This window comes from Sorangium sp. So ce145 (assembly GCF_051525985.1).
Lineage (GTDB): Bacteria > Myxococcota_A > Polyangia > Polyangiales > Polyangiaceae > Sorangium > Sorangium cellulosum_B.
This window is the reverse complement of the sequence record NZ_CP150315.1, coordinates 1,370,782-1,382,479: the sequence shown is the minus strand read 5'-3', so window position 1 is coordinate 1,382,479 and position 11,698 is coordinate 1,370,782. Positions and strand designations below refer to the sequence as shown.

Annotated in this window: 8 protein-coding genes; 7 read left to right on the top strand and 1 reads right to left on the bottom strand. The window is 69.0% G+C overall.

The genetic code is table 11. The features are described from left to right. The first annotated feature begins 295 nt into the window (after positions 1-295). From WMF34_RS05105 to WMF34_RS05090, 4 genes are all read left to right on the top strand, one after another. Positions 296-937 (top strand): hypothetical protein, encoded by a 642-nt coding sequence (locus WMF34_RS05105; RefSeq protein ID WP_437992583.1) that lies wholly within the window; start codon positions 296-298, stop codon positions 935-937. 190 nt (positions 938-1,127) lie between these two features. After that, on the top strand, positions 1,128-2,831 hold the full coding sequence (locus WMF34_RS05100; protein ID WP_012233603.1) for a DNRLRE domain-containing protein: 1,704 nt from the start codon (positions 1,128-1,130) through the stop codon (positions 2,829-2,831). A 382-nt stretch (positions 2,832-3,213) separates the two neighbouring features. After that, positions 3,214-4,428, top strand: a complete 1,215-nt coding sequence (locus WMF34_RS05095) for an aldose epimerase family protein (RefSeq protein WP_437992582.1) — start codon at positions 3,214-3,216, stop codon at positions 4,426-4,428. Positions 4,429-4,585: 157 nt separating this feature from the next. Continuing rightward, positions 4,586-5,797, top strand: coding sequence for an alpha/beta hydrolase (locus tag WMF34_RS05090; protein ID WP_437992581.1), 1,212 nt, complete (start codon positions 4,586-4,588; stop codon positions 5,795-5,797). 61 nt (positions 5,798-5,858) lie between these two features. Here WMF34_RS05090 and WMF34_RS05085 read toward each other — a convergent pair whose 3' ends face one another. Beyond that, entirely contained in the window at positions 5,859-7,205 is a 1,347-nt protein-coding gene (locus WMF34_RS05085; RefSeq protein WP_437992580.1) for a glycoside hydrolase family 30 protein, read from the bottom strand. Positions 7,206-8,023: 818 nt separating this feature from the next. Between WMF34_RS05085 and WMF34_RS05080 the strand changes: the two genes are divergently transcribed. The 3 genes from WMF34_RS05080 (at position 8,024) to WMF34_RS05070 (ending at position 11,682) form a co-directional block, all read left to right on the top strand. Then, the gene (locus tag WMF34_RS05080) at positions 8,024-8,986 is read left to right on the top strand and encodes a glycoside hydrolase family 11 protein (RefSeq protein ID WP_437992579.1); all 963 of its coding nucleotides are present in this window, start codon (positions 8,024-8,026) and stop codon (positions 8,984-8,986) included. A 318-nt stretch (positions 8,987-9,304) separates the two neighbouring features. Continuing rightward, complete coding sequence (locus tag WMF34_RS05075) at positions 9,305-10,855, top strand: DUF5924 family protein (RefSeq protein ID WP_437992578.1); 1,551 nt, start codon at positions 9,305-9,307, stop codon at positions 10,853-10,855. Beyond that, positions 10,852-11,682: a hypothetical protein gene (locus WMF34_RS05070; protein ID WP_437992577.1), complete on the top strand. Its 831-nt coding sequence runs from the start codon at positions 10,852-10,854 to the stop codon at positions 11,680-11,682. Before WMF34_RS05075 ends, WMF34_RS05070 begins: the two co-directional genes overlap by 4 nt. Positions 11,683-11,698 lie beyond the last annotated feature (16 nt).

The following is an 11,698-nucleotide window of genomic DNA, read 5'->3' as shown; positions in this document are numbered from 1 at the left end:
GCTGCGCCCGTCGTACGGCATTGCGGGTGTCTTCGCCCTGACGCTCCCGTGGAGGCCTCCCTGGTCCGCGGTGGGGGCAAGGCCGCCGATCGGCCCAGCATTCCGGAGCTCCGATCGCAGCGCCGCGCCCTCGCCGACACAGACTTGTTGCACACTGGCCCGTCCAGCTCCTTTACGTTCCCGCCCGCCGAACGACGCGGGCCATCCAGGATCGCCCGATGGCCACGTGAGAGGAGGGAGCGGCATGGATCTTCCACCGTGCATAGAGATGCGACGTGCCGTGAAGCATCGCGCGGTGCAACGGGGCACCAGCGCGACGACGAGCGTGGGGCTCGGGACATTCGGCGCGCTCGCCGCGCTCGTGGCGCTGGTCGCGGCGTGCGGGGATGGCGGCGACGACGGAACGGGCGCGGCCCGAGGGCCCTGCGGCGGCGTGTTCTGTGCCGCGGATCAGTACTGCAACTACCCGCCAGGCGACTGCGGAGAGGGCGGCGTCGTCCCGGGGAATTACGGTATCTGCCAGGAGCGGCCCACGTCGTGCGACACCGCCACGCCGCGCGAGATCTGCGCCTGCGACGGGCGCCCCTACGCCAACGCCTGTGAGGCCGCGCGGGCCGGCGTGAGCGTCGGCAACGGCGAGGAGTGCGCGGGCGCAGCGCCGCCGGGGACGTTCGCCTGCGGAAGCTACTTCTGCCGATCGGACGGCGAGTACTGCCAGACCATCGAGGATCAACACGACGAGCTGTTCCGGCTTCCGCCGCAGAGCTCCTGCAAAGCGGTCGCCGTCGCCTGCGCGCCGGAGCCCTCCTGCGCCTGCCTGATCGAGGTGGTCGAGCCGGCTGGCAGCAGCGACAAGAGGGAGTGCACCACCGCACCGATCTGCACGCAGGACGCATCCGGCAATTTCGCCCTCCGGTGCGCCGGCGATCTCTACTGAGCTGCCATCGCGAGCGGCGAGATCTGCTGAGCGCGCGAGGCGCAGCACCAGGCAAACGCTCGGTCGAGTGTACCAAAACTGAACACGATCTCCATGGAATTGTATCAACCAAAGGAATATCGCCTCCACTAACCTGCCCGTGCCTCGCTCACACCTACGTTCGAGATCAGGAGAAAGGGTAGACAGACTCATGCAGAATTCGCGCACGCGAGAGGACGCTGGCACACACGAACACCGAGAGACGAGCTGGTCGAGACGTTCGAAGGGCGCCCTCTGCGCCGCCCTGCCGGCGCTCGCGGTCATCCATGCCTGCGGCGCCAATGACGAGTACATCGAGGAGGTGCTGGAGACGCGGCAGACGCTGACCACTGTCTCCTTCCAGCAGGGGTCGCTCCCGAGCTCGTCGTACGCCGGCTCGACCGACGCGACCCTCCGGCAGGCCGCCGCCACCACGAACTACGGCGGAGCCACCACGTGCGAGGCCGACGGCGACGACGGCTCGGGCGTGGACAAATCTTGCCTGCTGAAATGGACCCTCTCCGGCATCCCCGCGGGGAGCATCGTCCAGTCGGCGTCGATCACCCTCCAGGTGACGGACGGCTCCGCGAACACGTACAGCGTCTACGAGGTGAAGCGCTCGTGGAACGAGTCGCAGGTCACCTGGAACAACGCGACGTCCACGACGGCGTGGGCCACCGCGGGCGCGATGGGCTCGACCGATCGCGGAAGCCTCGTGGGCAGCGTCACCGGCAGCGCCGGCGCCAGGACGATCACGCTGAACGCGGCCGGCGTGGCGCTCGTCCAGGCGTGGGTCGACGGGACCTCCAACAACGGCATCCTCATCGCGAGCGCGTCGAACACCGATGGCATCGACTTCGCGTCCTCGGAGCATGCCACGGTGGCGCAGCGGCCCAAGCTCACGATCACGTATGGCGCGCCCGGCGGCGGCGCGGGCACGCCGACCGACCCGGATCTCCTGATCGCCTTCATCGGCGACCAGGGCGCGAACGGCAACTCGGACGCGGTGCTCAACCTGATCAAGAACGAGGGCGCCGCGGCCACCATCCACAACGGCGACTTCGACTATGCGAACAACCCGACCGCGTGGGACAACCGGATCAACAGCATCCTCGGCGCGAACTATCCTTACTTCGCGGTCATCGGCAACCACGACGCCGCGGCCTGGGGCGGCACGAGCGGCTACGCCAGCAAGATCCAGGCTCGCCACGCGGCCGTGCCGTCGATGAACTGCACCGGCGAGCTCGGCGTCAAGTCGACGTGCAACTTCCGCGGGCTGCACATCATCCAGTCCTGCGTCGGGACGAGCGAGCTCCGGTCGACCTGCGCCGCCAACGCGGCCGACCAGGTGGACTTCATCCGCGACTCGCTCGCCGCCGACAACTCGATCTGGTCCATCTGCAACTGGCACAAGAACCAGAACGACATGCAGGTCGGCACCAAGGGCAACGAGGTCGGCTGGAGCGCGTACCAGGAGTGCATGAACGCCGGCGCCATCGTCTCCACCGGCCACGAGCACTCCTACTCGCGCACGCTGACCTTGACCGACGTCGGCAACGCCGCGACCGGCCACGGCAAGACCGGCGCCTACGACCTCGTGGAGCTCGGCCCGAGCCGCAACTTCGTGTTCGTCTCCGGCCTCGCCGGCGTCGGCATCCGCGACTACGACGCGGCCAGCCACGACGACGACACGTGGTGGGCCTCCTACTACGCCAGCAACAAGTGGAAGAAGAACAACGTGGTCATGTCGGGCACCGCCGCCTATGGCGCCCTGTTCATCCGCTTCCACGTCGGCGGGGATCCGAAGCGCGCGACGGCGTACTTCAAGGACGTGAACGGCCGCCTCGCGGACGAGTTCACGATCCAGGTCCAGTAAACCCGGGCGGGCCCCGGCGAACCGGGCGGGCGCAGGGTCACGGTATTGTTCGATGTGGATCCCAATTTCGGGACCGAGCCTTGCCTCGCGCCGGTTCATTTGAGTTGACACGAGCAATGTGAACGCTCACAATTTCGTCTCAGGCGCCGTTCCGCTTTGTCCCGGGTAGCCGTCGTGCGCACCGGACTCTTGGTCCTTTGTATCTGTATCGGGATCGATCTCTGCACCGACTCCGCTCGGGCGTCGTGGACGCGAGCGGTGGCGAGATCGCGGGGGTTCGCCCGCGCTGGGCTCGCTCAGGTGGAGCCGATCCAGGTGAGACAATCGTGGCGGAGGGAACAGCATGGTGATGGGTAGGACGAGATCGTGGTTCGGATTGACGATGACGGCGTGCCTCACCGGCGCGTGCGGCGGCGCGCAGGCCGTCGACACGCCCCCTGCTGCAGCGCCGCCTGCGCCGCCTGCGGCCCCCGCGACGGACGCCGCGCCAGCGGCCCCGGCCGCCAGATCCGAGCCACCTGGTGGTGAAGCCGTGAACGCAAAGCCCGCTTCTATCTCCAAGGCGCCCTTCGGCAACGCCGATGGCAAAGAGGTGATCCTCTACACGCTCACGAACGCGAACGGCCTGGTCGCGAAGGTGATGACCTACGGCGCGACGGTGACCGAGCTCCACGTCCCCGACAAGACAGGGAAGATGGACGACATCGTCCTCGGCCACGACAACCTCGACGGCTACCTGAAGAGCAGCCCCTACTTCGGGGCGACGGTCGGCCGCGTGGCCAATCGCATCAAGAACGCGCAGTTCCAGCTCGATGGCAAGACCTACAAGCTCGCCGCGAACAACGGGGCCCACACGCTGCACGGCGGCAAGAAAGGCTGGGACAAGGTCGTCTGGGACGCCGAAGCGACCGAGACGCCGGACGGCCCGTCCATCAAGCTCACGTACGTGTCGAAAGACGGGGAAGAAGGATACCCCGGCACGGTCAACGCGACCACGACCTACACGCTCACCAACAAAAATGAGCTCAGGGTCGAGATGTCGGCCACGACCGACAAGACCACGATCGTCAACATGGCCCACCACGGCTACTGGAACCTGGGAGGGCACGGCTCGGGCTCCGTCGCCGACCAGGAGCTGACGCTGCACGCCGACAGCTACACCCCGCCGGACGCCACCGGCGTCCCCTCGGGCCAGATCAAGCCGGTGAAGGGGACGCCGCTCGATTTCACCGCCGCCAAGCCGATCGGCAGGGACCTGGAAGCCGTGGGCGGCAAGCCGGTCGGATACGACCACAACATGATCGTCAGCGGCGACCCGCACAAGCTCCGCGAGGCGGCTCGGGTCAAGGATCCGAAGACCGGTCGGGTGCTGACGATCGAGGCCGATCAGCCGGGGATCCAGTTCTATACCGGCAACTACCTCGACGGGTCGATCAAGGGCAAGGGCGGCGCGGTCTACGGCCAGTACAGCGGCCTGTGCCTCGAGCCGCAGAAGTTCCCGAACTCGATCAACGTCCCGGCCTGGAAGAACGAGGTCATCCTCAAGCCCGGCCAGCGCTACGCGCAGACGGCCGTCTTCCGGTTCACCACCGAGTAGCTCGTCGACGGTCACCCGCGCGGCCTCGCGGCGCCTGCGCGCTCACGCGAACGTCACCTCGGCTGCACGTCCGCCGACCAGCGCGCGAGCGCCCCGGCCCGACGTCCGTGCCGCACACGCGTATGGCGAGCAACGCAATCCAATCCCAGGAGGATCCATGACCCGCTCGATCCCATGCAGTATCTCGCTCCTTGTCGCGCTTTCAATCGCTGCCTGCGGGTCCGACAACGACGCCGCCGGCGGCTCGGGCGGCAGCGGAGGACAAGGAAGCAGCAGCGCTTCGAGCAGCAGCGGCAGCAGCGCTTCGAGCAGCAGCAGCAGCAGTTCTTCGAGTAGCAGCAGCGGCGGCAGCACCTCGGGCGCGGGCGGCACGGACGACCCGAACCCGAGCGGCGGGGGAGGACAGGGCGGGACGGTCGATCCGGTCGGCACCGAAGGCGACGGCGATTTCGAGATCGGGCCTGACTACCGGGACGCCCCGGAGATCAAGAGGATCGACGGCGTTCCCCAGGGGCGGACGTTCACGTTTTCCCTGTCGTCCCGGGAGAGCGAGATCTTCACCGGCCACGATCCGACGTTGAACGACAACGCCAAGGGGGATTTCAACCGCCGCGTGGAGGTCGCTATCCCCGCGACGTACGTCGACGGCACGGAGGCGCCGTTCATGGTCGTCCAGGACGCGCGCGACAGGAACGAGATCATCAACACGATCAACAACTTCGTCGCGGACCCGAACAACCGCTTCCCGAGCGTCATCGCCATCTTTGCCGCGAGCGGAGGGGGCGACTCGTACGGCAGCGAGCGGGGGCTCGAATACGATACCATGTCGGACGCCTATCAGAGGTTCGTAGATACGGAGCTCCTGGAGGCGGTCAAGAACGACCAGGCCGTCCACGCCGCGTACCCCAACCTGAAGTTCACGAGCAACCCGGACGGCCGCGCCTCGTACGGATGCAGCTCGGGCGGGGCGGCGGCGCTGACCATGGGTTGGTTCGGCCACGACACCTACCGCAAGATCGTCACCTACGCCGGCACGTTCGTCGACCAGCAGAACCCCATCGCGCCCACCGAGGCCGAGTATCCTGACGGCGCCTGGGAGTACACGGAGGGGCTCATCCGGGAGAGCCCGCCCAAGCCGTTGCGCGTCTTCCTGCAGGTCGGCGAGAACGACCTCGGCAGCACCAGGGATGAAGCCAGCCACCACAACTGGGTGATGGCGAACCAGCGCGTGGCGGCGGTCCTCAAGGAGAAGGGGTATCATTACCGCTTCGTCTACGCGAAGGGCGCCGGCCACTGCGACGGGAGAGTGATCAGGCAGACGCTCCCCGACACGCTGCGCTGGATGTGGCGGGGCTATCCGGTCGATTGACGGCACGGACAGGTGGCCTGGGCAACGGTCCAGGCCGGCAGCCTCAGCGACCTAGGGAGCCTCAGGGCATCGGGATGACGAAGGTGGTGACGGAAAAGGCCGGGACCGTGACCACCAGGCGATAGTCTTCGATCGCCATGTCGGGGAGCCGCTCGAGGTCCTCCGTGCGCGAGGTGCGGTGCACCTCCGCGGCGGGACCGACCGCGCGGAGCCGGGTGAGATCGAGCGTGTAGCCGCGGCTCGCGCTGCGATCGCCGTTGCGGACCACGAGCGAGAGAGAGCCCCCGCCGGCGCTGACCGCGGCCACCATGTCCTCGCTGTCGACGTCGACGAAGCGCGCGCCGGGCCGGATGTAGCGGCTGAAGCCGGCATGCATGTAAAAGCGCTTGATCGGCGCGAAGGACTGCTCGCGGTCGTTCAGCGTGAAGCTCGCCCAGCTGCGCGACGGATCGCCCGACTGCCAGTCCACCCAGGCCTCCGGCTTCAGGTCGCGTAGATCGTCGATGATGCGCTCCGCCATGAACAGCGCCGCGTCCGTGTCGTCGCTGATGCTCTGCCCGAGCGGCCCCGACTCCGATTGCCACAGCCGCTTGCCGAGCCTGGTCGCCAGCTGCCGGAGCTCCCTGCGCTGGCTGCCGGCGTAGGAGTGGACGTTGAGCTGCTGGAGAGCGGCGAGCGTCCCCGCGCCGAAGGCGCCGATGTTCCGGACGGCGTCATCCATGCTGTTCTCGTCCGACGCGCTGACCACCGTCTCGCCGAGGCCCTTGCTGGTCAGCTGCTTGGCCACCTCCTGGATGATCTTCTCCTGGCTCGCCCGGTCGAAATGGCATCCTTCCTGGGAGCCGTTCGATTTCCACCAGTCGGCGAAGGGCTCGTTCAGCGGCTCCAGCGTGCGAAAGGTGATCCCGTGCTCGTCCCTGTAGTGGCGGACGACCTCCGTGAGGTAGTGGGCGAAGTCGTCGTAATGGTCCGCTTTGAGGTTGTCCTTGCCGTCGCTGCTGCCCGAGGCGCAACCGCTGTTCGTCATCCAGTAGGGGGGAGAGTTGGAGAACGCCTCGAAGATCAGATCCGCTCCGCGCTCCGCGATGCGCAGGAGGATGGCGCGCTGCCTGGCGTCGTTCGCCCACGTGAAGGTCCCGTCGGCGCTCTGGAATCCAGGCATCTCGCGGTGCTCCTTCATGTGCTCGTGGGACGGGTTCTCCCCGCCGCCGATGTTGTAGCGGAAGACGTTGTAGCCGAGGCCATTCACCGGATCGACGACCGCTTCGACCACGGCGTTGCGCTTGGCTTCCTGCCATCCGCCCACGTGATCGGCCCACCAGCACAAGCTCGTGCCCCAGCCCTCGAAGGATTGGTGCACCACGCTCGTGTCGACCCGGACGAGCTCCGTGCCCGGAGCGGCGGTCACCGTGGGGCGAGGCTCGCTCGGTGAGCCCCCGCTCGCGCCCGACGAGCCGCCGCTGGCCGAAGCCGCGCTCGCCGCCCCTGCCCCACCGGAGCCCGCCGGCGCCCCGCCAGGGCCCGCCGGCGCCCCGCCCGGGCCCGCTGGCGCCCCGCCCGAGCCCGCCGCGCCTCCTGCTCCGGTCGAGGGCGCGCCGCCGCTTCCACCGTTCGACCCGGCCTCGTCCGAGGGAGCCGCCGAATCACGACCGCAGCCCGATACGAGGACCAGGGTGATCGCAAGGAGGGACGAGGTTCTCGACGTCCTGGTCATCATGGGGCCGTCCCCGAGCGCCGGCGCCCGGTCGCTTCACGGTGAGAGGTCTCAACAGCTCTCTCAGGTGGCCGATGACCTGTCCGGCCGGGCAAGGCGCCGAACAGGCAGCGTCTTCCCGAGAACCGCAACAGTAGAGCATGACGGCGCGGAGCGTGGAAGATGGGACCCGAGCCGATCCCAACTTCCCGCCCCCATGTAGTTCTCTTGCGCTGTTTCACGCGACTCAGCGCGTCAAGGCTCCAGCGCGTCAGGGATCCAGGGTGACGGGGGGAAGCGCTTGCCTCGGCAGCTGTTCGCAGACCCACCGTACCGGGGCGGTTGCGCGACCTCGTCCGCAGCTTAACCGGATCGAGCCGAGGGCGGGCCTTGGAACAGCGGCTGGAAGGGCTCTACGGGTCGTTGTCGCCACCGAGTCCTGGTGCTAGCCATGATCACGAGATCGGCCGCAGGGAACTGAACCATCTCGCCAAGGAGGCTCTGTGAGTTTAACTTTGTTAAAACATTTTACTATGGTCCTGGGAGTCGTTGCCATCGGCTGCGCAGGGCCGGACGATTCCTCCGGGGAGACCGGGGCGGGTGGCGGCTCGTCTGGGACGGGCGGCGCCACCGTGGGCAGCACCGGCACCACCGGCACCACCAGCACCACGGTGGGCCCGGGCGGGTCGACGACGAGCGGGACCACGGGCAGCACCTCCACGAGCGGGTCGACCACGAGCGGGACCGGGGGCTCGGACGGGTCCGGGGGCGGGAGCAGCTCGACGACGAGCAGCTCGACGACAAGCAGCTCGACCACGAGCAGCTCGACAACGAGCAGCTCGACAACGAGCAGCACGACCGCGAGCAGCACCACGGCCACGACCGGGGCCGGCACACCTACCCGGTGCACGGAAGCCGACCTGGAGGTCTGCAGCGACAGGACAGGCATGCATTGCGGGCTCACCTTCGAATACTGGAAGGACCGAGGAAACGGGTGCCTGGTCAACACGGCGGATGGCTTCCGGGTAGACTGGAACAACATCAACAACCTGCTGGGCCGCAAAGGCGTGAGGCCGGGCGGGAAGAACAATGTCGTCACCTACGAGGCCGACTACCGGCCGAACGGCAATTCCTACCTGGGTGTCTACGGGTGGACGAGGAACCCGCTCATCGAGTATTACATCATCGATAGCTGGGGCACCTGGCGTCCGCCGGGCGGAGAAGGGTTCGTGGGCACCGTCTCCAGCGACGGAGGTACCTACGACATCTACAAGACCCAGCGAGTCAACCAACCTTCCATCGATGGCACGGCGACCTTCTATCAGTTCTGGAGCGTCCGGCAGCAGAAGCGCACGAGCGGAACCATCACTGTCGGCAACCACTTCGACGCGTGGGGGAAGCAGGGGCTGTCCCTCGGGACCTTCTATGAGGTCTCGCTGGTCGTGGAAGGCTATCAAAGCAGCGGCAACGCCGATGTGAAGGTCTCGATCGAGTGAGCGCCGAGCCCTGAGCATCGTTTCGGCCGACAGCCGTCGCTGAACGGAGCAACCACGGGCACCCGAAGCATCCCCTCGAATTTTTCGGGGGGAGAATTCACAGGGAGGCGGGGAGACGGGGAGTACAATCCCGGCGATCTCACCGTCTCCCTGTTCAGTTTCCCGGCAAGATGCCGACCCATGAGGGGTTGTTCAGGACGACGACACGCGCCCCGTCCAGGCGCGCGCCGCCCTGCGCGCCCCCGAGCGCCGGCCGCGCCGGCCCGCTCGTGCGGCGCTCGAAGGTGGACCGCCCGTCGGGTACGCTGCGGGCCGGACATGAAACAGCACGCGCCGCGCTCCCCTGACGCCCCGGCCCCCGGGGCCCACGCGAACGCGCCCTCTCTGCCGTCGCCGCCTTCCAGCGCCACGACGCAGGTCCACAAGACGCGCGTCCCGGAGGCCTTCGGAGAGGCGCCCACGATCATGTACATGCCGGGCGACGAGCCCGATCGCTCGCCGGGCCACGCCCCGCCCCACGCGGCCGGACAGGCCCGACCCCCGGCGACCGACGAGGCCACCCTGCGCATGCCGCCCAGGGCCGGCGCCCAGGCCGGGGACGAGGCCACCCTGCGCATGCCCTCCAGGGCCGGCGCCCTGGCCGGGGACGAGGCCACCCTGCGCATGCCGCCCAGGGCCAGCACCCCGGGCGGGGAGCACGACGACCGCACGCTCAAGATGCCCGAGCGGCAAGCGCGCGGCGCGGCAGCGGACGAGGACAACGCGCCGACCGTCAAGGCCGAGCCCAAGGCGTCCTACGTCGACCTGAACGCCGAGGACGAGGGCAAACCCGGGGACCTCCGATCGTCCGCCCGCGCCTTCCTCAAGCGCCACCACAAGAAGCTCTGGTGGCTGCACACCGCGTATGCGCTCAGCCTCGGCGCCTTCGTCGTGACCTTCGCGCAGAAGGGGTTCCAGCACGCGCGCTTCCTCGCGGTCACGGTCAGCGTCGCCTGGCTGCTCGTGCTCCTCTTCTTCCGGCTCTTCGGCACCGGCGCCCGCCAGGACTTCGCGACGGCGTGGCGCGGCGCCCGGCTGCGCTTCCTCGTGATGACCTATGTCCTGAAGAACCTCTATCAGGGCATGCTCTTCTTCCTCCTCCCGTTCTACTGGAAGAGCGCCAGCCTGGACGCGCCGAACCGGTGGTTCGTCCTCCTCCTCGCCGCCTGCGCGGTGCTCTCGACGCTCGACCTCGTCTTCGACCGCGTGCTCATGCGCTGGAAGACCCTCGCGTCGGTGTTCTACGGGGTGACGCTGTTCGCGTGCCTGAACCTCGTCATCCCCGCGCTCCTCCCCGACACCCGCACGCTGTACACGCTGCTCTCCGCCGCCCTCGTGTCCGTGCTCGGCTTCTGCACGCTGCACCTGCCGTTCGGGGCCCTCTGGAGCCGGATGGGCGCCGTGTTCCTCGTCGTCGCGATGGCCGCCGGGGTCGGGCTCGCCTACGGGACGCGCGAGCTCATCCCGCCCGTCCCGATGCACCTGTCCTCCGCGGCCGTGGGCCCCTCGGTGCTCCCGGACGGACGTCTCGCCATGTCCGTGAAATCACTTCATTTTTCTGTGATTCGCGAGCTCCGCGCGGTGACCGACGTGGTGGTGCCGGGCGGCGACGGCGATCGGCTGCTCCACGTCTGGCGGCGCGAGGGGCGCGAGGTCCTCCGCGCGCCCGAGGAGACGCTGCGCGTGCCCGGCCCGGAGGGCGCGGTGCGGCTCCAGTCGCAGCTCGTGGGCGGGCGTCTGCCGCGCCGCCTGACAGGGCACTGGACGGTGGATGTCGAGACCGAGGACGGCCAGCTCGTCGGCCGCGCCTCGTTCGAGGTGACGGAATGAGCTGGCCGCTCCGGGGCGGAGGCGAGGCGAGCGCCGCGGAGCGCGCGCGCTGGGTCGACGCCGGCAACATCGCGAACGGGTTCCTCGTGTTCGGCAACGTCGTCACGGGCTTCATCGCGATCGGCAACGTCGCGCGCGGCTTCATCGCGATCGGCAACGTGGCCGTCGGCGTCGTCGCGATCGGCAACGTGGCCGTCGGCGTCGTCGGCGGGTTCGGCGCGACGATCGCGGTGGGCGCCTTCGCGGGCGCGGGCGTGATCGCCCTGCCGGTGCTCGACGGGGTGGCGGGCGTGACCAGCCTGCTCGCGCTGAATCCATTCCTGTCGGCGCTCCCGATCGCCCTCTGGCTCTTCGCCGCGCGCGTGCTCCCGGGGGAGCGCGCGCCCCGGCTGGGCCCCGATCCCGAGCTCGCGTCGCTCTCGTCGGTGCTCCGCGGCGAGCGCTCCGAGGGCTGGGTCCGGGGGCGGGTCGAGCGCGCGGGGGACGGCGCGCTCCGCCTCACGCAGCGCGGCCGGGCCGTCGAGCTGCCCGCGACCCCGGAGGCGCTGCGCGCGGGCGCGGCGCTGCTCCCGGAGGGGCGCGGCGCGCGGCTCCTCGCCCTCGTTCGGGCGGAGGAGCACGTCCGCGGCGGCGAGGGCGGCTACCGCGCGGCGCAGGAGCGCGAGCGGGTCCTCACCGTCGCCGATCTGCTGGCGCCGCCGGCGTGGGTGCCGCCGTGGATCAACGGCGCCGAGGTGCAGTGGTGGCTCGCGCGCGCGTGGAACGTCGGAGCGGTCGTGGCGGTCCTCCTGAGGGCGGCGCAGCTCATCGCGGGCGCGATGGGATGAGCGCCCGCCGCTCGCT